At 63.1% G+C, this 26,375-nt stretch carries 21 protein-coding genes; 11 read left to right on the forward strand and 10 right to left on the reverse strand.

The window, feature by feature from the left end; genetic code table 11:
• From CBW66_RS11700 to rpsL, 4 genes are all read right to left on the reverse strand, one after another.
• Nucleotides 1–137 (reverse strand): GTP-binding protein (locus CBW66_RS11700; protein ID WP_253251337.1); only part of this gene is annotated, 137 nt, incomplete at its 3' end.
• 72 nt (nucleotides 138–209) lie between these two features.
• On the reverse strand, nucleotides 210–2,315 hold the full coding sequence (fusA, locus tag CBW66_RS11705; RefSeq protein WP_070223447.1) for an elongation factor G: 2,106 nt from the start codon (nucleotides 2,313–2,315) through the stop codon (nucleotides 210–212).
• 108 nt (nucleotides 2,316–2,423) lie between these two features.
• Entirely contained in the window at nucleotides 2,424–2,894 is a 471-nt protein-coding gene (gene rpsG / locus CBW66_RS11710; protein ID WP_010394377.1) for a 30S ribosomal protein S7, read from the reverse strand.
• A 152-nt stretch (nucleotides 2,895–3,046) separates the two neighbouring features.
• Nucleotides 3,047–3,430 carry a 30S ribosomal protein S12 gene (gene rpsL, locus CBW66_RS11715; protein WP_010394376.1) on the reverse strand — a complete coding sequence of 128 codons (384 nt, stop codon included), beginning with the start codon at nucleotides 3,428–3,430 and terminating at the stop codon, nucleotides 3,047–3,049.
• Between the two features lie 433 nt (nucleotides 3,431–3,863).
• On the opposite strand from rpsL, the gene CBW66_RS11720 reads away from it, so the two are divergent.
• Nucleotides 3,864–5,789 (forward strand): phosphoethanolamine transferase, encoded by a 1,926-nt coding sequence (locus CBW66_RS11720; RefSeq protein WP_139841749.1) that lies wholly within the window; start codon nucleotides 3,864–3,866, stop codon nucleotides 5,787–5,789.
• A gap of 9 nt (nucleotides 5,790–5,798) precedes the next feature.
• Here the strand turns inward: CBW66_RS11720 and CBW66_RS11725 are convergent, their stop codons facing one another.
• Nucleotides 5,799–7,394, reverse strand: coding sequence for a DNA mismatch repair protein MutS (locus CBW66_RS11725; RefSeq protein WP_086140030.1), 1,596 nt, complete (start codon nucleotides 7,392–7,394; stop codon nucleotides 5,799–5,801).
• A 241-nt stretch (nucleotides 7,395–7,635) separates the two neighbouring features.
• On the opposite strand from CBW66_RS11725, the gene CBW66_RS11730 reads away from it, so the two are divergent.
• From CBW66_RS11730 to CBW66_RS11765, 8 genes are all read left to right on the forward strand, one after another.
• Entirely contained in the window at nucleotides 7,636–8,901 is a 1,266-nt protein-coding gene (locus CBW66_RS11730) for an efflux RND transporter periplasmic adaptor subunit (protein WP_086140058.1), read from the forward strand.
• A gap of 44 nt (nucleotides 8,902–8,945) precedes the next feature.
• Nucleotides 8,946–9,662 carry an ABC transporter ATP-binding protein gene (locus CBW66_RS11735; protein ID WP_077398823.1) on the forward strand — a complete coding sequence of 239 codons (717 nt, stop codon included), beginning with the start codon at nucleotides 8,946–8,948 and terminating at the stop codon, nucleotides 9,660–9,662.
• Nucleotides 9,663–9,671: 9 nt separating this feature from the next.
• Entirely contained in the window at nucleotides 9,672–10,994 is a 1,323-nt protein-coding gene (locus CBW66_RS11740) for an ABC transporter permease (protein WP_086140031.1), read from the forward strand.
• 28 nt (nucleotides 10,995–11,022) lie between these two features.
• The gene (locus CBW66_RS11745; protein ID WP_086140032.1) at nucleotides 11,023–12,261 is read left to right on the forward strand and encodes an ABC transporter permease; all 1,239 of its coding nucleotides are present in this window, start codon (nucleotides 11,023–11,025) and stop codon (nucleotides 12,259–12,261) included.
• 28 nt (nucleotides 12,262–12,289) lie between these two features.
• Nucleotides 12,290–13,639, forward strand: coding sequence for a sigma-54 dependent transcriptional regulator (locus CBW66_RS11750; protein WP_086140033.1), 1,350 nt, complete (start codon nucleotides 12,290–12,292; stop codon nucleotides 13,637–13,639).
• Between the two features lie 14 nt (nucleotides 13,640–13,653).
• Nucleotides 13,654–14,970, forward strand: a complete 1,317-nt coding sequence (locus tag CBW66_RS11755; RefSeq protein ID WP_230492373.1) for a PAS domain-containing sensor histidine kinase — start codon at nucleotides 13,654–13,656, stop codon at nucleotides 14,968–14,970.
• Nucleotides 14,971–15,208: 238 nt separating this feature from the next.
• On the forward strand, nucleotides 15,209–15,733 hold the full coding sequence (locus tag CBW66_RS11760) for an FxDxF family PEP-CTERM protein (RefSeq protein ID WP_086140035.1): 525 nt from the start codon (nucleotides 15,209–15,211) through the stop codon (nucleotides 15,731–15,733).
• A gap of 58 nt (nucleotides 15,734–15,791) precedes the next feature.
• The gene (locus CBW66_RS11765; protein ID WP_086140036.1) at nucleotides 15,792–16,571 is read left to right on the forward strand and encodes a spermidine synthase; all 780 of its coding nucleotides are present in this window, start codon (nucleotides 15,792–15,794) and stop codon (nucleotides 16,569–16,571) included.
• A 7-nt stretch (nucleotides 16,572–16,578) separates the two neighbouring features.
• On the opposite strand, the gene CBW66_RS11770 is transcribed toward CBW66_RS11765, so the two are convergent.
• A complete protein-coding gene (locus CBW66_RS11770; RefSeq protein WP_086140037.1) occupies nucleotides 16,579–18,051 on the reverse strand; it encodes a PLP-dependent aminotransferase family protein in 1,473 nt (490 codons plus the stop codon).
• Between the two features lie 108 nt (nucleotides 18,052–18,159).
• Between CBW66_RS11770 and CBW66_RS11775 the strand changes: the two genes are divergently transcribed.
• Nucleotides 18,160–18,816: a pyridoxamine 5'-phosphate oxidase family protein gene (locus CBW66_RS11775; protein ID WP_086140038.1), complete on the forward strand. Its 657-nt coding sequence runs from the start codon at nucleotides 18,160–18,162 to the stop codon at nucleotides 18,814–18,816.
• 88 nt (nucleotides 18,817–18,904) lie between these two features.
• On the forward strand, nucleotides 18,905–19,732 hold the full coding sequence (locus CBW66_RS11780) for a class I SAM-dependent methyltransferase (RefSeq protein WP_205701186.1): 828 nt from the start codon (nucleotides 18,905–18,907) through the stop codon (nucleotides 19,730–19,732).
• 60 nt (nucleotides 19,733–19,792) lie between these two features.
• Here the strand turns inward: CBW66_RS11780 and CBW66_RS11785 are convergent, their stop codons facing one another.
• From CBW66_RS11785 to CBW66_RS11800, 4 genes are all read right to left on the reverse strand, one after another.
• Nucleotides 19,793–19,987, reverse strand: coding sequence for a hypothetical protein (locus tag CBW66_RS11785; RefSeq protein ID WP_086140039.1), 195 nt, complete (start codon nucleotides 19,985–19,987; stop codon nucleotides 19,793–19,795).
• Nucleotides 19,988–20,254: 267 nt separating this feature from the next.
• The gene (locus tag CBW66_RS11790; protein ID WP_086140060.1) at nucleotides 20,255–21,895 is read right to left on the reverse strand and encodes a serine hydrolase; all 1,641 of its coding nucleotides are present in this window, start codon (nucleotides 21,893–21,895) and stop codon (nucleotides 20,255–20,257) included.
• A gap of 23 nt (nucleotides 21,896–21,918) precedes the next feature.
• Nucleotides 21,919–23,778, reverse strand: coding sequence for a M1 family metallopeptidase (locus tag CBW66_RS11795; protein ID WP_086140040.1), 1,860 nt, complete (start codon nucleotides 23,776–23,778; stop codon nucleotides 21,919–21,921).
• Nucleotides 23,779–23,896: 118 nt separating this feature from the next.
• Nucleotides 23,897–26,284: a M1 family metallopeptidase gene (locus tag CBW66_RS11800; RefSeq protein WP_086140061.1), complete on the reverse strand. Its 2,388-nt coding sequence runs from the start codon at nucleotides 26,282–26,284 to the stop codon at nucleotides 23,897–23,899.
• Nucleotides 26,285–26,375 lie beyond the last annotated feature (91 nt).

A 26,375-nucleotide genomic window follows, 5' to 3' on the forward strand; every position in this document is an offset into this window, starting at 1 on the left:
GCTTTGGCTTCGCCGCCGAATTTCTTCGACAGAACCGTTGCGATTGCAGCGGTCAGCGTGGTTTTACCGTGGTCGACGTGGCCGATGGTGCCGACGTTGACGTGCGGCTTGGTCCGTTCGAATTTACCTTTTGCCATTTTATTCTTCCTTAGAACAATGATTTAAATGTAGGGACCGGCATTCTCGTGAAAGCCGGCCCGGAACTTCTATTACTTAGCTTTCGAGCTTACGATTGCTTCAGTCACATGCTTAGGTGCTTCAGCATAGTGCTTGAATTCCATCGTGTAAGTCGCACGACCTTGGGTCGACGAACGCAACGACGTAGCGTAACCGAACATTTCCGACAGTGGTACTTCGGCCTTGATGATCTTGCCGCCACCGCCAGCAATTTCATCCATGCCTTGCACCATGCCGCGACGCGACGACAGGTCGCCCATCACGGTACCGGCGTAGTCTTCCGGCGTTTCCACTTCCACGGCCATCATCGGCTCCAGGATGACTGGCGATGCTTTGCGGCAGCCATCTTTGAATGCCATCGAAGCGGCCATGCGGAATGCATTTTCGTTCGAGTCAACATCATGGTACGAACCGAAGAACAGCGTGACTTTGACGTCAACGACTGGGTAGCCAGCCATCACGCCCGAAGTCAGCGTGTCGCGCACACCTTTTTCAACTGCAGGGATGTATTCGCGAGGAACGGTACCGCCCTTGATCGCGTCAACGAATTCGAAGCCCTTGCCCGGTTCTTGCGGTTCGATCTTCAGAACCACGTGACCGTATTGACCACGACCACCCGATTGCTTGACGAATTTGCCTTCCGACTCTTCGCACACTTTACGGATCGTTTCGCGGTAAGCCACTTGTGGCTTGCCGACGGTCGCTTCAACGTTGAATTCGCGCTTCATGCGGTCAACGATGATGTCCAGATGCAACTCGCCCATACCGGCGATGATGGTCTGGCCCGATTCTTCATCGGTACGCACGCGGAACGATGGATCTTCCGCAGCCAGGCGGTTCAGCGCCAGGCCCATTTTTTCCTGGTCGGCCTTGGTTTTTGGCTCGACTGCCTGCGAAATCACCGGCTCAGGGAAGACCATGCGCTCCAGAACTACGCTGGCTTTTTCGTCGCAAAGCGTATCGCCCGTGGTGGTGTCTTTCAGACCCACAACGGCGGCGATGTCGCCAGCGCGCATTTCTTTGATTTCTTCGCGTTCGTTCGCTTGCATCTGCACGATACGGCCGATACGCTCTTTCTTCTGCTTCACGGAGTTCAACACCGAGTCGCCCGAATTCAGGGTACCCGAGTAGCAACGGATGAAGCACAACTGACCGACGAACGGATCGGTTGCGATCTTGAACGCCAATGCCGAGAATTTCTCGTTGTCGTCAGCTGCGCGCTCGACTGGCTGCTCGTCGTCATCCAGACCTGGGACAGGTGGAATGTCGATAGGCGATGGCAGGTACTCGATGACCGCGTCCAGCATGGCTTGTACGCCCTTGTTTTTAAAGGCGGTACCGCACAACATTGGAACGATTTCGCTGGCGATGGTACGCTGACGCAGAGCAGCCTTGATCTCGGCTTCCGACAGGTCGCCTTCTTCCAGGTACTTGTTCATCAGGTCTTCGGACGCTTCAGCAGCGGCTTCAACCATGTTCTCGCGCCACTTGGCAGCATCGGCGGCCAGGTGTGCAGGAATGTCGCCGTATTCGAACTTCATGCCTTGCGAAGCGTCGTCCCAGATAACCGCTTTCATCTTGACCAGATCGATCACGCCGGTGAAGACGTCTTCAGCGCCGATAGGCATCTGAATAGGTACTGGGTTCGCTTTCAGACGCGAACGCATCTGATCGTAGACCTTGAAGAAGTTGGCGCCGGTACGGTCCATCTTGTTCACGAAGGCCAGACGTGGCACTTTGTACTTGTTAGCCTGACGCCATACCGTTTCCGATTGTGGCTGCACGCCGCCGACTGCACAGTAAACCATGCAGGCGCCATCCAACACGCGCATCGAACGTTCCACTTCAATGGTGAAGTCAACGTGGCCTGGGGTGTCGATGATGTTGATGTGGTGCGCTGGGAAGTTGTTAGCCATGCCTTTCCAGAAGCACGTAACAGCAGCCGAGGTAATCGTGATACCGCGCTCTTGCTCCTGTGCCATCCAGTCGGTGGTGGCTGCGCCATCATGGACTTCGCCCAGCTTGTGGTTCACGCCTGTGTAGAACAGGACGCGCTCGGTCGTGGTCGTCTTACCTGCATCGATGTGAGCGGAAATACCGATATTGCGGTAGCGCTCAATGGGGGTCTTGCGGGCCATAATTAATCCTAAATGAATGGACAAAACCGAGCAGCATTTTTTTGCAAAAATGAGCCCGGCCTCGAACAACAGATGCTTGACAGCCGCCTTGCGGTAGCTGGCTTTATATTAGAAGCGGAAATGCGAGAACGCTTTGTTCGCTTCAGCCATACGATGGACTTCGTCGCGTTTTTTCATCGCGCCGCCGCGGCTTTCAGCCGCTTCCATCAGCTCACCGCCGAGGCGTTGTGGCATCGATTTTTCGCTGCGCTTGTTAGCAGCTTCACGCAACCAGCGCATGGACAGGGCCATACGACGGACTGGGCGAACTTCGACCGGCACCTGGTAGTTTGCACCACCGACGCGACGGGATTTCACCTCAACCAGCGGCTTGGCGTTGTTGATTGCGGTAGCAAAAACTTCGAGCGGATCTTTGCCCGATTTTGCTGCGATGTGCTCGAAAGCACCGTAGATGATGTTTTCTGCAACCGATTTCTTACCGGACAGCATCAGCACGTTTACAAATTTAGCGACATCAGTGTTGCCGAATTTTGGATCTGGCAAAATTTCGCGCTTGGGTACTTCACGACGACGTGGCATATCAATTCCTTTCAATCTTCAGTTGAGCGCGCGTTCTTCGCACACTCGCGGACGACCATCATAGTCTTCCACTTACTCGACCAGATGCGGTCGACTACATTCACTTAGCTAGTTGCCACTGAGCGAAACTTGGGTTTGCTGCGTACAACTTATTACTTCTTGCCAGCTTTAGCGCGCTTGGTACCGTACTTCGAACGCGATTGCTTACGGTCTTTCACGCCTTGGGTATCGAGGGCACCGCGCACCATGTGGTAACGCACACCCGGCAAATCCTTGACGCGGCCGCCGCGCAACAGCACAACACTATGCTCTTGCAGGTTATGGCCTTCACCGCCAATGTACGAAATGACTTCGAAACCATTGGTCAGGCGAACTTTAGCGACTTTACGCAGAGCCGAGTTAGGCTTCTTTGGAGTCGTGGTGTAAACACGTGTGCAGACGCCACGTTTTTGCGGGCTGTTTTCCAGCGCCGGCGATTTGCTCTTCACGGTCAAGGCGACGCGTGGATTGCGAATCAATTGATTGATGGTTGGCATCGTTATAAATCCAACAAAAAACTACGATTAATAACCCGGGCAAGATGCCCGGCGACTAAAACCTCGTCCCGCTTTCATCTACTGCGCACCGGAGGCGCCCGCAGCCACTCGATAAGGAGCGGCCATGAAATGCCAAGTAATGCGTAAACGATGAGCAGAATAAAATCGAGAACTCGCTAGTTTAGACCTTGTGTTACAGGGGGTCAATCAGTTTACCGCTTTTTGCTATAAAAAAAGGCAAAGAAAGGGGGTGTTTGTGGCATTTTGACTAATTTCTGGCGACGACGCACGGACGCCGACATTCGAAAACGATTGATGATTTGGCACTCTTTCCTTGCGACCACGGAATGCACGGTCGCATTCTTGTATGAACGCGAGACAACAAAAGGATTGATAATAGCGGACATTTTTCGCTGCCTCCCCGCCTCCCTTTATGCGCTCCTTGCTTCGCCCCGCCAATCTGTTCCTGCTCCTGACGTATGCCTTGCTGACGGCCGTGCCCTTCATCCCCGCGCTGCTGGGGCGCGCGCTCGAGCATCCCTGGCAGATGCTCACGTTCGAGCTGCTGGCCTGGCTGGCCGTCTGGAGCGTGTTCCAGCGCCCCGCCTGGTTCCACTGGCTGCTGGTGCCCGCCTTCCTGGCCCTGCCGACGGAAATCTACCTGTTCATCTTCTATGGCCAGGGTATTTCCACGCACCACCTGGGCATCATCTTCGAAACCAGTCCCAAGGAAGCGATGGAATTTCTCGGGCAAAAAGTGTGGCTGATGGGTGCCGTCATGCTCGGCGTGATCGCCTGGTGCGCCCTGAGTTGGTATGCGGCCACGCGCACGCGCGGCCTGGACTGGCGCGGCAAGACGCGCCCGGCCGCCTTCGTGCTGCTGCTCCTGCTGGGCGGCTTCTGGTGGTATGGCTACGAATTCGGCTTCGAGGCCAAGGCCGTGCACAGCGCCAGCGCGTCCGCCAAGGCCAGCGCGCCGTCGGCCAGCGGCAAGGCGGGCGCCTCCGGCTTCGGCGACGCCAGCTCGGCCGACGACGAGACGGCCGAGGAAGAAGAGGAAAGCAGCAAGCCGGAAAACGCCAGCATCGCCGGCGCCGATGAAACGGGCCTGGGCTGGCCCAGCCTGCCCCACTGGGCGCGCCTGCCCTACGCCTTCGACACCGTCAGCAATTCCTGGCCCTTCGGCCTGGCCGCGCGCGGCTTCGATTTCTACAAGGAGCGTCGGTATCTGGCCGAACTGGGACGGAAAAGCAGCACCTTCCGTTTCGGCGCGCTCCAGCAACAGCCCGATCCCCATCCGGAAGTGGTGGTCATGGTGATCGGCGAATCGTCGCGCTACGACCGCTGGAGCCTGAACGGCTACGAACGCGACACCAATCCCCTGCTGAAACAGGAAAGCAACCTGGTGCCGCTGGCCGACGTCATCACGGCCGTTTCCGCCACGCGCCTGTCCGTGCCTGTCATCATCTCGCGCAAGCCGGCCACGCAAAGCCTCAAGGATGGCTTCTCGGAAAAATCCTTCCTCACCGCCTACAAGGAAGCGGGCTTCAAGACCTACTGGCTGTCGAACCAGATCTCGTTCGGCCAGTTCGATACGCCCGTGTCCGTCTTTGCCAAGGAAGCGGACGTGGTGCAATTCCTGAACCTGGGCGGCTTTACCCACAGTTCGAACTTCGACCAGATCCTGTTCGATCCGTTCAAAAATGCGCTGGCCGACCCGGCGCCGAAAAAACTCATCGTGCTGCACACGCTGGGCAGCCACTGGAACTACAGCCAGCGCTATCCGAAATCGTTCGACAAGTGGCAGCCGTCGCTGTTCGGCGTCGACAAGCCCGTCTACACGGACACGGCCATCAAGCCGCAGCTCAACAACAGCTACGACAGCTCCATCCTGTACACGGACTGGTTCCTGTCGAACGTGATCGGCATGCTGAAGGACGATGGCCAGCGCACTGCCCTGCGCAGCTCGCTCGTCTACGTGGCCGACCACGGCCAGACGCTGTACGACGGCAGCTGCCGCCTGGCCTTCCACGGGCACAACACGCAGTTCGAATTCCACGTGCCCGCCTTCGTCTGGTATTCGCCGCAATTCCAGCAGCACTACCCGGACAAGGTGACGCAGCTGCGGCGCCATCAGAAGGCGCGCCTGTCGACGGAAAACATGTTCCACACCCTGCTCGACCTGGGCGACATCCGCTTTGCCGGCGAACAGCCCGAATGGAGCATCGTCAGCCCCCGCTTCAAGCAGCACAAGCGCTACGTCGACAGCTACGGCTGGACCAACTACGACAACGCCATCATCCGCGGCGATTGCCGCGAAGTGATCGACAAGAGCACGCCGGAAAAGCAGGATAAATAAGGCCGGCCATCAGGCCCGTTCGAGCACGCCGCGGCAATCGGCCGGTTGCGCCATGTGCGTGCTGAGCCAGTCGAAGACGCGTCCCGCCTTGTCTTCGATGGCGGGGCCAAAGCCGCGCTGCGCCAGCAGGGCGATGCCGTTCGTGGCCTGCAGCACGCCGGGCGCCAGCCGCAAGGCGCCATGGACGTCGCGCTGCACGCACCAGGGCGCCAGGCAGTCTTCCAGCAGCGGCCCCAGCACCAGGTTGTGCGACGAGACGATCACCAGGTGCTGCGCGGCCAGCGTATGCAGCACGGCGGCGGCCGCCGCCACCGATTCGAGGTGGTTGGTGCCGCGGAAAATCTCGTCGATCAGGAACAGCGCCGGCGCGCCGCCCTCGGCCAGCGCCAGCAGTTCGCGCGCGCGCCGCAGTTCGGCGATATAGAGACTTTCGCCGCCATCGAGCGAATCTTCGTTCTGCATGCTCGAATACAGGGGCGCCATCGGCACGCTGGCCGCCTGCGCATAACAAAAGCCGAAGGCCCGCGCGCTGATCAGATTGAGGCCCACGCCGCGCAGCAAGGTGCTCTTGCCGACGGCATTCTGTCCCGAGATGAAGGCGCCGCGGCCATCGAGGCGCAGCGATAGCGGCACGGCGCCGTCCAGCAGCGGATGCACCATGGCATCGAACGACAGGCGCCGCGCGTTTGCTGCCTGCGCCCAGCAGAACTGCGGGCGGCCGCGCAAGTGGCGCGCCAGGGCCAGGTCCGCGTCCAGGTCCGCCAGCAGCAGGAAACTCTGGCGCAAAAAGGCGCGTTCGCGCCGCACCACGCGCAGGCTGTGAAAATAGCGGCGAATATTGCCCAGCATCAGCCAGTCGTCATACTCGCTCAGCAGAGGAATCATCTTGATCCAGCGCATTGGCGTGATCTGGCGGCTGATCACGCCGGCGGCCCGCCCGCCTTCGCGCAGCGCCGCCGTGAATGGCGACGCCAGCGCCGCCAGGCGGCCATGCACCAGCAGTATCTGCTGCAAGGTGTAGACGCTGCGCTCCCACGGCTTGCAGCGGTCATGCAAGCGCATCTGCAAGGCCATCAGCAACAACCAGACGGGCACCGCGACGGCCCACGCCAGGGGCGCCACCAGCCATGCGGCCAGCAGCGACACCAGCAGTGCCAGGGTCGGCAGCAGCAGCCAGCGGCTCCACCACGGCGGCGCTGGCGGCGGCGGGCCGCACAGCAGCGCCGCGACTTCCATATCGGCCGTGCGCAGCGGCAGCATGGCGTGTTCGAGCTCGGCCTGCTGTGCGGGGGCCGCCAGCAGTGCGGCGATGCGCGCGCGCGACGCAGTGTTTTCCGTGCCGCTGGCCAGGTGCTGATGCAATCGCTGCTGGCCAAGAATGCTGGTCTGCGTAGCCAGTTGCGCATGGTAGTCGTCGAGCAGCATTTCATCCCATGTCTGCCTGTCGAGCTGGGGCAAGCCACCGTCGATGCTGTGCAACATGGCAATGTCGCTGGCGGCAAAGGGATAATCGTATTCAAGCGGCTCGGGCAGGCTGGCGAACTGGCGCAGCCAGTGTTTTAGCGTGGCAAACGGGGGCTGTTTGAGGGGCGAGGCAGGCATCATGCTCCAGAAAGGTAGCCAGCATGGCGCGGCGCGCCATCACTGCGAGCAACAGATCAGGTCGATTGACAGATTATCAAGATATATCGATCACTGCCTTGCCCGGACGGCGCGCGCGGACACGTGGCGGACGGCGCGGACACGGCGGACAGCCGGACGCCTGAATTTTTTCCCATGCAAATCAACGACTTAATCATTGGCATGGATCGTGCTTTGGAAAAGTGATCCTTCACGAGACATGACCATGATCCGCGACACTTCCTCTCAAGACGCCGTATTGTCCGCCCCGCCGGGCCAGCGCCACAAGAAACGCGCCCTGCTGCTGGCCGGCGCCGTCATCGTCATCGGCGCTGCCGTCGCTGCCGTTGCCGGCTGGCGCAACAGCGAGCATTCCGTCAACAGCAGCCGCCTGCGCATCGCCGACGTCACGCGCGGCACCCTGATCCGCGACGCCGCCGTCACGGGCCGCGTGGTCGCCTCGATCAGCCCCACCCTGTATTCGACCACGGTGGCCACCGTCACGCTGAAGGCGAAGGCGGGCGACACGGTGAAAAAGGGCGATATCCTGGCCGTGCTGGAGTCGCCGGACCTGTCCGACGCCCTCAAGCGCGAGCAGTCGAGCGTGCAGCAGCTGGAGGCGGAAGTGGCGCGCCAGCAGATCCTGGCCAAAAAGCAGAAACTGCTGGCGCGCCGAGAAGCCGATACGGCGGAAATAGAACGCCTGTCGGCGCAGCGCACCTTGGAACGCTATGAAAGCGTGGCGCAGGTGGGCATCATCGCCAAGATCGACTACCAGAAGGCCAAGGATGCCTTGAATTCGGCCGATATCCGCAGCCGGCACGCCTCGCAGGCGGCCGGACTGGAAAGCGAAGACGTGAGCCTGGCCCTGAAAACGAAAAGCAATGAACTCGAACGCCAGCGTCTGAGCCGCGACAACGCCCAGCGCAGGGTCGACGAGCTGACCGTGCGCGCGCCCGTCAACGGCTTCATCGGCACGTTGTCGGTGGCCAACCGCAGCGTGGTGCAAGCCAATACAGCGCTGATGACCCTGGTCGACCTGTCGCAGCTGGAAGTCGAACTCGAGGTGCCGGAAACCTATGTGGCCGACATGGGCCTGGGCATGCGCGCCGAGATCGAAACGGGCGCCATCCGCGCGACGGGCAAGCTGTCGGCGCTGTCGCCCGAAGTGGTGAAAAACCAGGTGCTGGCGCGCGTGCGTTTCGACGGCGAGCAGCCGGCCGGCCTGCGCCAGAACCAGCGCGTGGCGGCGCGCCTGCTGATCGATGAAAAACCGAATGTGCTGATGCTGGCGCGCGGCTCCTTCGTCGAAGCCGAAGGCGGCCGCTTCGCCTACGTCGTGCGCGACGGCGTGGCCATCCGTACGCCGATCAGGCTGGGTGCGACCAGCGTGACGGCCGTGGAAATCCTCGCTGGATTGAAACTGGGCGACAAGGTGGTCGTCGCCGGCACGGAAAACTTCGCGAACGCCGCCCGCGTTTCGCTCAACTGAATTCAACGCAATCTCATTCATCTCACTCCCACAAGAGGCCCTCCATGCTGCGCATGCAAAACCTGAGCAAAGTCTACCGCACCCACATGATCGAAACCCACGCGCTGCGCGGCTTCGACATTCACGTGCAACAAGGTGAATTCGTCACCGTCACGGGCCCGTCCGGCTCGGGCAAGACGAGCTTTCTGAACATCGCCGGCCTGCTCGAGGAATTCACCGACGGCGAATACATCCTCGACGGCGTCAACGTCAGGGGCATGGACGACAATGCCCGCTCGCGCCTGCGCAATGAAAAGCTCGGCTTCATCTTCCAGGGGTTTAATCTGATCCCCGACCTGTCGCTGTTCGACAACGTCGATGTGCCGCTGCGCTATCGGGGCTTCAACCGCGCCGAGCGCAAGGAGCGCATCGAGGAAGCGCTGGCCAAGGTCGGCCTGGCATCGCGCATGAAACACTATCCGGCCGAACTGTCGGGCGGCCAGCAGCAGCGCGTGGCGATCGCGCGCGCGCTGGCCGGCTCGCCCAAGCTGCTGCTGGCCGATGAACCGACGGGCAACCTCGATACGCAGATGGCGCGCGGCGTGATGGAGCTGCTGGAAGAAATCAATGCGCAAGGCACCACCATCCTGATGGTCACGCACGATCCGGAACTGGCGCTGCGCAGCCAGCGCAACGTGCACATCATCGACGGCCAGGTGTCGGACCTGGTGCAGCACCGCGCCTCGCTGTCGGCCAAGCCGCAGCACCCCGTGACCGCGTAAGGAGAGCACATGTTCCGCTACTATTTCACGCTGGGCCTGCGCAGCCTGCGCCGCAACCGCGCCCTGACCGCGCTGATGGTGCTGACCCTGGCCGTCGGCGTGGCCGCCAGCGTGTCCACCGTCACCATCCTGCACGCCATGTCGGGCGATCCGCTGCCGCACAAGAGCGACCGCATGTTCGTGCCGATGATCGACATCCTGCCCGTCAAAGGCTACGTGCCCGGAGAAAAACCGGGTTTTTCGCAAGCCCAGATGAGCTATATCGATGCGCGCAATTTCATGGACAGCAAGGTGGGAGTGCGCCGCACCGTCATGTACGGCGTGGCCGGTCCGGTCGAACCGGCGCGCAAGGATCTCGGCTCCTTCAACTCCCAGGGCATGGCGCCCACGCGCGACTTCTTCAGCATGTTCGAAGCCCCCTTCCTGTACGGTCAGCCCTGGAGCGATGCCGATGATGCCAGCGGTGCCGACGTCATCGTGCTGAGCCGCGCGCTGGCCGAAAAACTGGTGGGCACAAGCAACCCGGTCGGCCAGCGCGTCACGGTGCTGGGCCGTCCCTATCTGGTGACGGGGGTGCTGGCAACCTGGGACGTGGTGCCGCGTGCCCATCACATTATCGGCAGCAAGGGCGCCTTCGGCGCGGAAGACGAATTCTTCATTCCGTTTGCCAGCGCGATCCGCCACGAAACCGACCACGATGGCGGCATGAGCTGCAATGGCGACAATAACGCACCCGGCTACCAGGGCCGGCTCGCCTCGGGCTGCACCTGGCTGCAGTTCTGGTTCGAAATGGCCAGCAGCGGCGAGCGTGGCCAGCTGCAGCAATACCTCGATGCCTATGCGGGCGAGCAGCGCAAGCTGGGACGCATGCCGCGCAACGCCCCCAACCGGCTGTACGACCTGAACGAATGGATGCGCCACTTGCAGGTGGTCGACAACGACAACAGGCTGGCGGCCTGGCTGGCCTTCGGCTTTCTGTTGCTGTGCCTGGTCAACACCATCGGCCTGCTGCTGGCGAAGTTTTCCGTGCGCGCCAGCGAAGTCGGCATCCGCCGCGCACTGGGCGCCACGCGGCGCGATATCTTCCGCCAGTTCCTGATCGAAAGCGGGGTGATCGGCCTGGCCGGCGGCGTGATCGGCCTGCTGCTGGCGTTTGGCGCGCTGGCCGTGGTCAGCCAGCAGTCGGAGGAACTGGGCACCGTGGCGCACATGGATGTGCCGATGCTGCTGCTGACGTTTGCCATGTCGGTATTGGCCGCCCTGCTGGCCGGCCTGCTGCCCACCTGGCGCGCCTGCCAGGTGACGCCGGCGATCCAGCTCAAGTCCCAATGACACCCACTTCTTCACTATGAGGTCCAGCATGGAAATCCGTCCCATCCTGTCGGCGCTGATGCGCAGCAAAACCGGCGCCGTCCTGGTGGCCGTGCAGATCGCGATCAGCCTGGCCATCCTGGCCAACGCCCTGTACATCGTCAACCTGCGCCAGGCCGTGGCCGCGCGGCCCACCGGCGTGGCCGCTGAAAACGACATTTTCTATGTCCATATCCAGAACATGGAGCGCGGCAGCCACCAGCGCCAGCTGTCCGAACAAAAGCGCCAGGCGGCCCTGCTGCGCGCACTGCCGGGCGTACTGTCGGTGGCGCAGACGTCGCAGGCGGTGCTGTCGCGCTCCGGAAACTCCACCAGCGTGTCGGCCAAGCGCAGCCAGGTCACGCCCAGCGCCAACATTTCGACCTATGTCACCCCGGATGCCCTCGTCAAGACCTATGGCTTGAAGCTGGTGGAAGGACGCGATTTTCTCCCCGACGAAGTGTCCGAGATCGACGAAGATGTCGACGACAGCTATCCCAAGGTGGCCATCGTGACGCTGGCGGCCGCACAAAAAATCTGGCCCGGCGAAACCAGCTTTGTCGGCAAGACGCTGTACAAGGGCACCGGCGCCGATGATCCCGAGCTGCGCGTGGTCGGCATTGTCGAACGGCTGCAGACGCAGGTCGGCCAGCTCAGGCCCGAAGGAGAATACTCGATCCTGATGCCGGCGCGCCTGACGGGCGGACGCGATTCGCTGCTGTATGCGGTGCGCGCAGAGCCGGGCCAGCGCGACCGCCTGATGCAGGAGGCGGAACAGGCCATCCGCAGCGCCAGCAGCGACCGCCTGCTGGTGCGTATCGACACCCTGGAGCGGCACCGCCAGCTGCGCTACCGGGCCGACCGCGGCCTGTCCTGGATGCTGATCGCCGTCTCGACCCTGCTGCTGCTGGTCACCGCCAGCGGCATCGTCGGCATTGCCAGCCTGTGGGTGACGCAGCGCAGGAAGCAGATCGGCGTGCGGCGCGCGCTGGGTGCGCGCCGCATCGACATCCTGCGCTATTTTTTGACGGAGAATTTCATGATCACCAGCGTCGGCGTGGCGTGCGGCGTGCTGCTGGCACTGGGCTTGAACCAGTTGCTGGTGAGCCAGCTGGAAATGGCGCGCCTGCCGCCCGGTTATCTGCTGGCCGGTGCCCTCGTGTTCTGGCTGCTGGGCGTGGGCGCCGTGTACGGCCCGGCATGGCGCGCGGCCAGCATTTCGCCGGCCACCGCCACGCGCAGTACCTGAGCTCGCACCTCAGTGATATGCTGCGCGCATGCCTACCGTATTGATTATTGACGACAATGCCGCCGTGGCCATCGCCCTCGACGTGCTGTTCTCCCTGCACGAGATCGACGCCATGCGCGCCGCTTCGCCCGAGGAAGGTCTGCACCTGCTCGAGCGCCACGCCATCGACCTGGTGGTGCAGGACATGAACTTCACGGCCGACACCACGTCGGGCGAGGAAGGCGGCGCGCTGTTTCACGCCATCCGCGCGCGCTACCCCGACCTGCCCGTGATCCTGCTGACGGCATGGACCCAGCTCGACGCGGCCGTCGAGCTGATCAAGTCCGGCGCGGCCGACTACCTGGCCAAGCCCTGGGATGACCGGCGCCTGATCGCCAGCGTGCAGAATCTGCTGGAATTGGGGCAGGCCAACCGCGCGCTGCGCCAGCGCGTGGTGGCCGAGCAGCGCCAGCGCCACGCCCTGGAACACGACTTCGACTTGCGCGGCATGGTGTGGCAAGACCCGGCCACCGAAAGAGTGGTGCACCTGGCGTGCCAGGTGGCGCGCGCCGACGTGCCCGTGCTCATTTCGGGGCCGAACGGCAGCGGCAAGGAACGCATCGCCGCCATCGTGCAAGCCAATTCGCAGGTCGCCGGCGGCCCCTTCGTCGTGCTCAATTGCGGCGCCGTGCCGGTGGAACTGATCGAGGCCGAACTGTTCGGCGCCGAAGCGGGCGCCTATACCGGCATCACGCGCGCGCGCGACGGCAAGTTCGACGCGGCCGACGGCGGCACCCTGTTCCTCGACGAGATCGGCAACCTGCCGCTGGCCGGACAAATGAAACTGCTGCGCGTGCTGGAAACGGGACGCTTCGAGCGCCTCGGATCGAACCGCGAACGGCAAGTGAAAGTGCGCGTCATCAGCGCCAGCAACGCCGACCTGCCGGCGATGATCAAGGCCGGCACGTTTCGCGAAGACCTGTTCTACCGTCTGAACGTGATCGAACTGCGCCTGCCGCCGCTGGCCCAGCGCCCGCTCGACATCCTGGTACTGGCGCGGCATTTCCTGGGCAGCGCAAAAGCCCTGGACGCGCAGGCGCAGGCCACCCTGCTGGCACACGGCTGGCCGGGCAATGTGCGGGAACTGAAAAACGTCATGCAGCGCGCCAGCCTGCTGACGCCCGGCCCGGTGATCGGCGCGCAGGACACGGGCTTGCCGCTGGCCGGTGCGGCATCGCCAAGCGTGACGCAGGATGCCGCGACGGAACCGGACCGCGACAGCGTCAGCGCGGCGCTCGCGCGCGCGCATGGCGTGGTGGCGCAGGCGGCGCAGGAGCTGGGGCTGTCGCGCCAGGCGCTGTACCGGCGCATGGAGCGCCTGGGCATCGCGCGCGGCTGATGGCCTGCCACCCCATGCGCCTCTCCCTGCTCACGCGCTGGACGGCGCTGATCGTCACCTTGCTGGTACTGGGCATCGTCATCGCCCTGCTGCTCGCGCATTTTTTGCCAGGCCAGCCGCTGCTGGTGCTGGCCGGTACCCTGCTGTGCGTGCTGCCGGTGGCCGTCATTACCATCCGCGCGCAACTGCAGGCGATGCTGTCGCTGTTTCGCGCCTTGAGCGGCACGGTCGCCAGCTACCAGGACGGCGACTTCGGCTTCAGCCTGCGCTGGCCGCAGAACGATGAACTGGCCGACCTGGTGGCAGCGCACAATGCGCTGGGCGACGTGCTGCGCAAGCAGCGCCTGGACCTGGTGCAGCGCGAACTGCTGCTCGACACCATGGTGCAAAACACGCCGGTGGCCATGCTGCTGGTGGCCGAGGGCAGCGCCATCGTCTACGCCAACCTGGCCGCGCGCCAGCTGCTGCACCACGGCCGCCGGCTCGAAGGGCAGCACCTGGCCGACATCGTGCGCGAGGCGGCGCCGGCCCTGGCCGAAGCGCTGGCGCGCCGCCACGACGGCCTGTTTACCAGCGGAGAAGGGGAACAGGAAGAGGTGTACCACCTGGCGCGGCGCAGCTTCAGCCTGAACGGACGCAAGCACGAACTGCTGCTGCTGCGCCAGCTGACGCTGGAGCTGCGGCGCCAGGAAGTGCAAACCTGGAAAAAGGTCATCCGCGTCATCAGCCATGAGCTCAACAACTCGCTGGCGCCACTGGCCTCGCTGGCCCATTCCGGCGCCGAGCTGGTGCGCCGCGGCCAGACGGAGCGCCTGCCGCAAATCCTCGCCACCATCGAGGAGCGCACGCGCCACCTGGAAACCTTCATCCTCGGTTATGCGCGCTTTGCCAAGCTGCCCGCGCCGCGCCTGGCGCCGTGCGAATGGCAACCCTTCCTCGACAGCCTGGCCTCGCAAGCGGCCTTCACGCTCGACGGTCCGCCGCCAGCGCAGGCTGCCGTGTTCGATGCGGCGCAAATGCAGCAGGCGCTGCTGAACCTGCTCAAGAATGCGCTGGAATCCGGCTCCAAGCTCCAGCATATCGGCCTGCACGTCAGTCAGGCGCAAGGGCAGCTGCGCATCGAAGTGCGCGACCGCGGGCCGGGCATGAGCGGCGCCGTGCTGGAAAACGCGCTGGTGCCGTTTTACTCCACCAAGCGCAGCGGCACGGGACTGGGCCTGGCCCTGGCGCGCGAAATCGCCGAAGCCCACGGCGGACGCATCACCCTGGCCAACCGCGAGGACGGCGGCCTGGCCGTGACCCTGATTCTTCCTTTGCTGGACAGAAATTAGTTCCTTGTATAACGATTTTTAAATCACATTATCCGTGATTTATTTTCAGTGCGATATTAACAATTACAATGTCCAATATTGCAACTTCACGAGCGCCATGCCCGTGTGTTAGAAATAAGCTATTTAAGTTTGCATAATGATATAAAAATAGCTCATTGACAACGAATTGTCTTGGCGATAATTTATCAGCGCGGTACGGTTTTTTTGAAACATCAATCGTCTTTTCGCGGGGATCAACATGAAATTAAAATCACTCATCGCAGCGGCAGTCCTCAGCGCTGCCTCCATCGGCAGCGCCAGCGCCGCCGACTACATCGTCAACCTCGTCAACACCACGGGCAATCTGTGGACCAGCGGCTTCAACGCCGTGCCCAGTCCCCTCGGCGACTTTACCGATACCTTTACGTTCACTCCCAACGCGACCTTCGGTTCCACTGCGCAAGCCTTCCTGGCCAACCTGTCTGTCACGGGTTCGGACAGTTCCTCCATCAGCTTCACCAGCGCCAATCTGAACGGCATTTCGCTAAGCGGCTTTGGCGGCCCTACCGTGTTTGGCTATGCCCAGGGCGAAGTATTGGCGCCGACGAGCATCCTGTTCAATGGTCCGCTGGTCCTCACCGTGATCGGCAACACCAAGGGCGGCAGCTATGGCGGCGTCTTCAACCTGAACCTGGCGCCCGTTCCTGAACCGGAAACCTATGGCATGCTGCTGGCCGGCCTGGGCATACTCGGCTTCCTGGCGCGACGCCGCAAGCAGTCTTGAACGCACCACCCAAAAGACGCCACGGCGTCTTTTTCTTTGGCGGCTGCTACACTGACGCATGACGACCGATTTTATCTCCACCAGCAACACCGCTTTCAGCCACCCGGGCCACCCGCCCGCCACCACCACCGAACACCGCGGCATCCGCTACCTGCACCTGGGCACCAAGTGGGTGCAGGGCGCCATGCGCCTGGACAAACCGGACGCCATCGAGCTCGAATACGTGCAGATGATGATGATGTGGATGCTGTTCAAGACGCAGCCCAAACGCATCGTGCAGCTGGGCCTGGGCAGCGCCGCGCTGACCAAGTTCAGCTACCGCCGCTTTCCCGACGCCACGGTCACGGCCATCGAACTCAATCCGAACGTGATCGCCATCTGCGGCGCCCAGTTCGCGCTGCCGCCGAACGACGCACGCCTCGACGTGCGCGAAATGAATGCGCTCGATTTCGTGCTCGACCCGGCCAACCATGGCACGGTCGACGCGCTGCAGGTGGACCTGTACGACGAAGACGCGCGCGGCCCCGTGCTCGACACGCCCGAGTTCTACCAGGCCTGCTTCGACTGCCTGACGGACGACGGCATCATGTGCACGAATGTCTTCGGCGACTTCCCCAACTACGACAAGAACCTGCAGGCGATGGAACTGGTCTTCGACGCCGTCGTCTGGGTGCCGGAAATGGAAGACGAAAACATCGTCGTGCTGGCCTTCAAAAAATCGCCATCGCTCGACTTCAGCGAGCTATATGAACGCGCCGCCACCATCAAGAAGCAGTTCAACCTGCCCGCCAAGAACTGGGTCAACGGCTTGAAGCAGTGGATGCTGGACCAGCAGTAGCGCCGCATCACGCCGGCAGCAGCGCGCCCAAGCGGCGCGCCAGGCCATCCATGTGTTCGGCCGGCACCTGCGCATAACCGAGCAGGAAACCGTTCCAGCCCGCCCCGTCTCCCGTGCCGTGCGCGGACAGCGCCAGCGCCACGATGCCGTCCTGTGCGGCGCGGCGGCTCAGCGCCAGGTCATCCCATGCGCTATCGTGAAAACGCAGCGCCAGGTGCATGCCGGCCGTGCCGCCATGGATGGCCGCGCCCGCGCACGCATGGCGCTGCAAGGCCTCGCCCAGGGCGTCGCGGCGCTGGCGGTACAGCCTGCGCATGCGTCGCACATGGCGCGCAAACAGGCCGCTGCGCAGGAACTCGGCCAGCGCCAGCTGTTCCGCCACGCGGCCACGCGCGGCGCCCTGCGCCTGCATCTGCGCGAAGGCCCCGGCCAGCGCGGCCGGCACGACGATAAAGGCGATGCGCAAGGCGGGAAACATGGTCTTGCTGAAGGTGCCCAGATACACGACGGGCGCGTCGGCCACCAGTCCCTGCATGGCCGCCAGGGGCGGTCCGCCATGCCGAAACTCGCTGTCGTAATCGTCTTCGATGATCAGCGCTCCGGCCCCGCGCGCGCGTTCGAGCAGCGCCATGCGGCGCGCGGGACTGAGCACGCTGCCCGTCGGATACTGGTGCGACGGCGTCGTGTAGATCAGCCGTGGCGGCGTGGCGCGCCAGTCTTCATCCGTCGGCGCGATGCCATCCATGTCGACGGCGATGCCCGTCACCTGCAGGCCGGCGCCACGACCCGCCGCCAGCGCGCCGCCGTAGCCGGGATGTTCGATCCACAGGGTGTCGCCCTGGTCGGCAAAGGCGCGCAGGCAGACATCGAGACTGCTCTGCGTGCCGTCCGTGATGAACACCTGGCCCGCATCGCAGACGACGCCGCGCGCGGCGCGCAAGTGGTCGGCGATGGCCATGCGCAGCTGCGGCTCGCCGGCAGGGTCGCCGTAATTGAGCTGGCGCGGCGTCAGCGCGCGCCACGCGCGCTCCAGCATGCGCCGCCACTGCGCCAGCGGAAATTCGTCGAGCGCCGGCACGCCAGGCGCGAAGGCGCCCATGGCGTCGGCGGGAAACACCAGCGCAGCGCCGGCATCCTGTCCTGACACGCCGCGCAAATGCCGGGCGCGGCGCGACAAGCCATCCTGGCCACCGCTCACCGGCGATGCTGCCGGCACGCCGGCGCCGCCGGCGACGACAGTGCCGCTCCGGTCCGGCAAGACAAACCCTTCGCTGGCCAATTGCTCGTAGGCGTACAGCACGGTATTGCGCGCCACTCCCAGTTCGGCCGCCAGCACGCGCGTGGCGGCCAGGCGCGTGCCGGGCGCCAGCTGACCGCCGCGGATCGCCGCGCGCAGGCATTCATGCAGCAGGCGCTGGCGCGGCCAGCCCCGCTCGCGGTGTGTGCGCTCGAACGCGCCCAGCAGCAAAGCGAAATCCATGCGCCCCTTTCATCGTGGCTCTATATTATTTGTCAGTTCTGGATCTTTTTTCAGGGCCAGATGCCGATTATAGTGCGGCCTGCTTCTTCAACCAACCGGATTCCCGCCATGACCACACCCGCCCTGCCTCCCAGCCCCCGTACCCGCGTGCGCCGCGTCGCCGAACTGGCCAGCTACGAGCAAGCCGCCCTGTACGCCATCCTCGATGCCGCCTACCTGTGCCATATCGCCTTCCACGACGACAAGGGCAGCCATTGCATCCCGACCGCCTGCTGGCGCATCGATGGCCACCTGTACATCCATGGCTCGAACGGCAGCCGCATGCTCAAGCGCTTGCAAGACAGCGACGTCTGCGTGACCGTCACCCATCTCGACGGCCTGGTGCTGGCACGCTCCGCCTTCAACCACACGATGAACTACCGTTCGGCGATGGTTTACGGGCAGTTTGAAAAAGTAAGCGATATCGGCCAGCAGCATGCGGCCATGGATGCGCTGATGAACAAGCTGGCGCCGGGACGCCTGGCGCACGTGCGCGGCGGCAGCGCCAAGGAATACGCGGCCACCAGCGTGCTGCGCATCGCGCTCGACGAATATGCCGTCAAGCGGCGCCAGGGCGGCCCGCTCGACGACGCGGACGACATGGCGCATGCCGTCTGGACGGGCGAACTGCCGTTTACGCACGGCCGTGGCGCGGCCATCGCCGATGCGCTCAACACCAGCGACATGCCCGCGTATGCCGCCGCATGGGGTACGGAATCCGCTTGACCGGCCGGCGTGCTTGACCGATGATCGGCATTGATGGCGATCGCCACCAAGTTACCAACCGATCCAATCACGCATGGAGCAGATGATGATGAAGCGAGTATCCCTGGCCGCGGCCCTGACGGTCATGCTGGCCTGTGGCGGCAGCGGCGCGGCGCTGGCCGCAGACACGGGCGACGCGGCCCTGAAGGCGGCCATCGCCGGCAGTGCGCGCACGCCGGCCAATGCGCTGCGCGACAGCGCCCGCCACCCGTATGAAACGCTGACCTTCTTCGGCATCAAGCCGACCATGACGGTGGTGGAACTGGCGCCCGGCGGCGGCTGGTACACGGAGATCCTGGCGCCCTACCTGCGCGACAATGGCAAGCTGATCGCCGCCGGCAACGACCCGCAATCCGCCAGCGAAGGCGCGCGCCGTGGCGCGGCGCGCTTCCAGCAAAAGCTCGACGCCAATCCGGCCGCCTTCGGTAAGGTGGAAATCGGCGCCTTCGCGCCGCCCGCCACCTACCGCATCGCGCCGAAAGGCACGGCCGACATGGTGCTCACCTTCCGCAATATCCACAACTGGATACCGATCGGCGAAGCAGGCATGCAGACCCTGTTCAAGGAAGTGTATGACAGCCTGAAACCGGGCGGCGTGTTCGGCGTCGTCGAGCACCGCCTGCCGGCGAACAAGGCGCAGGATGCCACCGCCAGCAGCGGCTACATGCACGAAGCGTATGTGATCAAGCTGGCCGAAGGCGCGGGCTTCAAGCTGGCGGCCAAGTCGGAGATCAACGCCAATCCGAAAGATACGGCGGACCACCAGGGCGGCGTCTGGGCGCTGCCGCCCACTTACGCCAACAAGGATGTGGAGCGGGCCAAATACACGGCCATCGGCGAGAGCGACCGCATGACCTTGAAGTTCGTCAAGCCATAATCAGGCAAATGGCGGCGCGCCACTGCGGCGCGCCGCCCGATCCGGGATGCGGCTGCCGGCTTACAGGTGGATGCCGTACACGCCGCACAGGCGCTTGACCAGAGTGCAGGAGCTGGCATCGCCGTCCACCACGCACGCGGTGTAGGCTTCCTCGCAGGTTTCGCGCGATGGCAAGGCATATGCGGAAGAACTGATGGCGCCGGCAAAACCGACGGCGGCGCAAAAGACAAAGACGGCTTTTTTCACATTGATCATTTTTATCCCATTCCCAAGAGTTGAGTCGTTATAAAAAACATGGCACAAGCGCCAGCCGCCCGCATTCATCGGCCTCCAGGCATATGGCGCATAGAAATAGTATCACCCTGAAAAGTTAATAAATACGCAAACAAGAAATCAAGATAACGTTTCTTTTTCATCCCTTTTCATGAAATAAAAACCGGCCCGCCGCCCTCCTGCCGCGCATTTGCATGGAAACAGGCGAAAAAAAACCGCAGCCCAGGCTGCGGTTTTGGTATCGACCCTTTATTTCTTCGCGTCCTTCGGCTTCACCGGCACCAGGCTCAGGTCCTGGAAGTCGTAGCTGAAATCCGTCTCGGCCGACACGGGCGCCATCTTCACCCGGTCGATGCTGCCATCGGGATTGAGCGAGAACGTCACGTAGGCGTCCGCGTTGAAGTTGCGCTCCTTCCAGCGCACGATGAAGGTGTCGTGCTGCCAGTGTTCGAGTTCGCCCGTCAGGTCCGGCGTACGCGTAAAACTGAGGATATGTTTTTTCCCTTCCGGCTTGATCACGACCTTGCCGTACCAGGCGTCTTCATACTCGCCGTCGTACGCCGCCAGCGGCAGCGAAGGCTGCGATTTCGCCGCGCGCGCACCCGACGCCTTGCCCTGCTTTTTCACTTCTTCCGCGTGCTGCTCCTGCTCCACCTTGGCCACCAGCGCCAGCCAGTCCGACGGCGCCGCCTGCAGGTAGTGGTCGAGGATGCGCCATTGCAGCGCCGTCATCGAACCGCCATTTTCCGCATTGGTCAGAATGGCCACGCCCAGCTTCGCTTCCGGCACCATCACCACGCGCGAATAAAAGCCCTGCAGCGCGCCGCCGTGCATGGCCACTTTCATGCCCTTGTAGTCGCGCAGCTGGAAGCCCAGGCCATACGCACTGAAGTTCGGCTTGGTCGCGGCCAGCGCCGGTTTCGGCTCGGGGATCTTGATCGGCGTTTGCGCCGTCCACATCTCGCGGCCCTGTTTTTCGCTGAACAGGCGCGCCTCCTTGCCGTCCTTGCCCTGCACGCCGGCGATCTTGCCGCCGTCCAGCAACACCATCATCCACTTGGCGATATCTTCCGCATTCGTGTTGATGCCGACGGCGCCCACGGCGTTCGGCACGGGCATCGATTTGACGGCGGTGATCTTGCCATCGATCTTGCTGTGCGCATTGGCGACGTCGGGATTGCCCGCGTTTTCAGCCAGGCTGGTGGTGGTGCCCGTCATGCCCAGCGGCGCCAGGATGCGCTCATGCATGGCCTCGCCCCAGCTTTTTCCCGCCTTGTCGGCGATGATCTTGCCGGCCACGATGTACAGCAGGTTATCGTAGGCATAGCTGTTGCGAAAACTCGTGGCCGGACGGATGTAGCGCAGCTTCTCGATGATCTCGTCGGTGGTAAAAGTGGTGGTGGGCCACCACAGCAAGTCGCCGGCGCCCAGTCCCAGGCCGCTGCGGTGCGTCAGCAAATCGCGGATGGTCATGGCGCCCGTGACGTAGGAGTCGTGCATCTGGAAGCCGGGCAAATGCTTGGTGACGGGATCGTCCCAGGCCAGCTTGCCCTCGTCGACCAGCATGGCCAGCGCGGCGGCCGTAAAACCCTTCGAGTTCGATGCCACTTCGAATACGGTCCGCGCATCGACGGCGGCCGGTTCGCCGAGTTTACGCACGCCAAAACCCTGGGCGGTGACGACCTTGCCATCCTTGACGATGGCAATCGCCATGCCCGGCACGTCGAACACCTTCAGGGCCATGGCGACGTCGCGGTCCAGGTCGAAGGCGGGCGCGGGTGCCGCCGTAGCTGCGGCGGCGGCGGGCGCGGCATCAAAGGCCAGCGCCGGCACGGCAATGACGGAAAACGCCAGCACGATGGCGGCGGCGAGGCGGTTCATGGTAGGCATGGTCAGGATGTCCAAAGAAAGGTTCAATGCGCTTGCGCGGCCATCAGTTTATCGACGCTTTCCTGCGTCACCGGGTGGTAGCGTTCGCGCGCCTGCGCATACACGTCCTTGGCCCAGGCATGGCCTTGCGGCGTCTTCATCAGGGCGCTGTACAGGGGCACGACGAACTTCTGGCGGCCCACGCTCAGCAGGAATGCCTGCAAGGGCTGACGCACGTCGTAGCCGGCGTTCACGGAGGCCAGATAGAAGCGGTAGGCCACTTCATTGTTGCCGCTCTTGCCCACGCCGTAGACCTGGTCCAGCTCACGCAATTGCGCCGCGCTGGCCTTGTTGTTGATGTCGTTCAGGAAGTGCATCGATTCGATGGCGATCCACTTGTCCATGCCCAGGTCCTTGGTGGCCAGCTCGCCTTTCAGCCAGGCGTCGCGGTGCTGGTCCAGCAGCGCCAGGCGCGGCGAGACGACGCGCTGCGCGCTGGCCGGCACGCCCGTGCCATACAGCCATTCCTCGAGCTCCGCTTCCGGCATCACGTCCGGATGCTGCGCCAGCAGGTTCTTGCGCAGGTAGGCGACGAACTGCTCCGTCGTCACGCTCTGGAACGCATGCTGGTCGAACCAGCCGCGCAGGAAGGGGTCGAACACGGCGCGGCCGGCACGGCGCTCCATGGTGGCCAGGAACCAGGCGCCTTTCGGGTAGATGATGCCGTCGTCCGTATAGGTTTCAGCGGGATTGGCGTCCGCATCACGCGTGATCAGCGCCGTTTTCGCGGCTGGCAATTCACGGATCGACGCGGCCAGTTCTTCCTGGTCGACCTGCACGCCCATCTGCGCCACGTCGCTGCCATACAGCTGCTCGACGATGCGCGTCGTGACGTAGGTGGTGAAGCCTTCGTTGAGCCACATGTGCTTCCACGAGGCGTTGGTGACCAGGTTGCCCGACCACGAGTGGGCCAGTTCATGCGCGATCAGGTCGACCAGGCTGCGGTCGCCCGCGATCATGGTCGGCGTGAGGAAGGTCAGGCGCGGATTTTCCATGCCGCCGTAGGGGAACGATGGCGGCAGCACGATCATGTCATAGCGCCCCCAGCCATACGGTCCATACAGCGCTTCGGCCGCCTGGATCATTTTTTCCGTATCGGCCAGCTCGTATTCGGCCGCCTTGATGCGCGGCGGCTCGGCGTACACGGCCGAGCGGGGACCGAGTTTGCGTACTTCCAGTTCGCCGATGGCGATGGCCAGCAGGTACGATGGAATCGGCTGCGGCATGCGGAATTTCCAGCCGCCCTTGCCCGTCGCCTTTTCGTCGTTCTCGGCGCTCATCACGACGCGCATGCCCGCCGGCGCCTCGATGCGCGCGCTGTAGGTAAAGCGCACGGCCGGCGTATCCTGCGACGGCACCCACGAGCGGGCGTTGATGCTTTGCGACTGGCTGAACATGAACGGCAGCTTGCCCGACATGGTCTGCTGCGGCGTGAGCCACTGCAGCGCGATGGCGTTCGGCGCCGTGTGATAGTAGACGCGCACCTTGCCCGGCTGGCCCGTGGTGGTGATGCGCAGCGCCTGGCCCTTTTCCGGGTCGGCCTTGTCCAGCTGGTACGGCGCCATCTGCCAGGCGCCACGCTTGTCCTGTACCTGCACCTTGGCGATCGACAGGTCGCGCGTATCGAGCACCAGCGTGCGCGCTTGCGGGTCGATCCAGTTCAAGGACAGCTCGGCATAGCCGGACAGCGTCTTTTGCTTGAAGTCGGCTTTCAGGTCCAGCTGCAGGTCGCGCGTGCGCACCTGGTCGTAGCGCGCGTAGCTGAGGGGATCGGCGTGCGCGGCCAGAGTCACCTGGCAAAGGAGCGCACAGCCCAGCGCGCGCAGGAAGGTCAAAGTTTGCATGGTCGTCTTTTGAATGATTTGCGAAAGCCCCGGTCCGTGTACGCCGGGGCGTCGCGCAGAATAGCACTTCCGGCGCAGGCCGGTAGAAAAAAGCGCCGGACTGGCCGGCGCCGTTTGCCTATTTTGCTTCTGCCTTGGCTTGCGGCTGGACCTCGGGCGCCTTCAGCGGCGTATTGAAATCCTTCATCAGGTTATGCTTGTCGCGGTCCTGCTTGAACAACTCCAGACGCGACGGCGTGATTTTTCTCGGCCAGGCGTTATTGCTGGTGTCGATATCGGCCGTCTCCCAGTACGGGTCTTGCACCAGGCCCACCATCGGTTCGTCCGTGATGATCACCTTGCTGATTTTGTGCGGCGCGTAGCGCCACACTTCGGCCGGCACGCGCTCGATGAGCTTCTTGCCGCTTTGCAGTTCGATTTCCAGGATCAGCGGCATCACCAGGCCGCCGAGATTCGAAAAGTCGACCAGGTACAGATGCTTGCCCATGTTGCGCTGTTCCAGCAGCTTCCGCTCCCACGGCTCCAGCGTTTCCTGCTCTTCCGCATAGCTGTTGCGGTCCTTGTTGGTGACCGTGAATTCATCGTGCCGGTTATAGAAATCCTTCAGCGCGGGATCGGTATCGACCTTCTTCGGCAGCACCTGGTTGCGCTGGTCCGAGATCGAGATGGGCTGCGCCTCCTTCTGCGCCTTCTTCCACGCTTTCTCGACTTCGGGATTCTTCGTGCTCACGCCATATTCGCTGATGCCGTCGATGCTGATGTCGACCGCATCGGTGGTATAGAACCAGCCGCGCCAGAACCAGTCCAGGTCCGTGCCGGAAGCGTCTTCCATAGTGCGAAAAAAATCGGCCGGCGTCGGGCGCTTGAACTTCCAGCGCACGGCGTACTGCTTGAAGGCGAAGTCGAACAGTTCGCGCCCGAGGATGGTTTCGCGCAGGATGTTCAGAGCCGTGGCCGGCTTGTCGTAGGCGTTCGCCGTGAACTGCAGCAAGGACTCGGAATTGGTCATGATGGGCACCTGGTTCTGGCTGCGCATGTAATCGACGATCTTGCGCGGCTCGCCATTCCAGGAGGGGAAATGCTCTTCCCACGCCTGCTCGGCCAGGTACTGCAGGAAGGAATTGAGGCCCTCGTCCATCCACGTCCACTGGCGCTCGTCCGAGTTGACGATCATGGGGAAATAATTGTGCCCCACTTCATGGATGATCACGCCGATCAGGTCGTATTTCGTCGTCTTCGAATACGTGAGTTCCCCCGTCTTCTTGTCCTTCACGGGGCGTCCGCCATTGAACGCAATCATCGGATACTCCATGCCGCCCACGGCGCCATTGACGGAAATCGCATTCGGATACGGATAGTCGAAACTGTATTTGTTGTACTGCTCGATCGCGTGCACCACGGCGCGCGTGCTGTACTGCTGCCACAGCGGATTGCCCTCGTTCGGATAATACGACATGGCCATCACGCGCTTGCCGCCGCTATTCAAACCCTGCGCATCCCAGATGAACTTGCGGCTCGAGGCCCACGCCACGTCGCGCACGTTGGCCGCCTTGAAGTGCCAGGTTTTCATGCCCGCCGCGCGGCCCTTTTCCGCCGCCAGCGCCTCGGCGGGGGTGATCACCAGCAGCGGCGTAGCGCTGTTTTTTGCCTTCGCCAGGCGCTCGCGCTGCGCCGCGCTCAGGACGGCCGCAGGATTTTGCAGTTCGCCCGTGGCGGCCACCACGTGGTCGGACGGCACCGTCAGGTACAACTCGTAGTCGCCAAACTCCAGCGTGAATTCGCCGGAACCGAGGAACTGCTTGTGCTGCCAGCCGACGGCGTCGTAATACGCGGCCATGCGGGGGAACCACTGCGCGATCTGAAAAATCGTGTTCTTGTCGTCTTCAAAATACTCGTAGCCGGAGCGCTCGACGAGCACCTTCTGGTCATTGATCCGATACGACCAGTCGATGTTGAACGTAATGCTCTGGCCGGGCGCCAGCGCCACCGGCAGATCGATGCGCAGCATGGTCTGGTTGACCACATACGGCAGCGGCTTGCCATCGGCCGCTTTCACGGCGCTGAGCTTGAAGCCGCCGTCAAATTCGCGGCCCGCATGGATGGCGCGCAAGTCCTCGAATTTCAGCGCTTCGTCTTCGTTGCCGCTCAGCCAGGCCTGGCGCGACGGGGCGCTCAATACGCGGCGCTGGTCCGCATCCTGGCGCAAGCCGTTCTGGTCCAGCTGCAGCCACAGATACGCGAGGCTGTCGGGCGAGCGGTTGTGATAGGTGATCTGCTCGCTGGCCGTGATGGCGCGGCGCGCTTCGTCGAGCGTGGCGCGGATCACGTAATCGGCGCGCTGCTGCCAGTAGGCGTGGCCCGGCGCGCCGGAGGCCGTGCGGTAGCTGTTCGGCGTGGGCAGCAGTTCTTCCAGCTGGCGGAACTTGTCGTCGAAGGGCGCGGCGGCGCACAGGGCGGGCAAGGGAGCCATCAAACACAAGGCAAGCAAGCGGACAAGAACCGGCATGGCGCATTCCATCTGGGAATCGTGGACAGAACTGCATTCTAAGTCGAGTCTGTTTACAAATCGATCATTGTTGTCGAAGCCCCACACACCA

The sequence above is a fragment of the Janthinobacterium sp. GW456P genome (assembly GCF_002127655.1).
Taxonomy (GTDB): domain Bacteria; phylum Pseudomonadota; class Gammaproteobacteria; order Burkholderiales; family Burkholderiaceae_D; genus Janthinobacterium.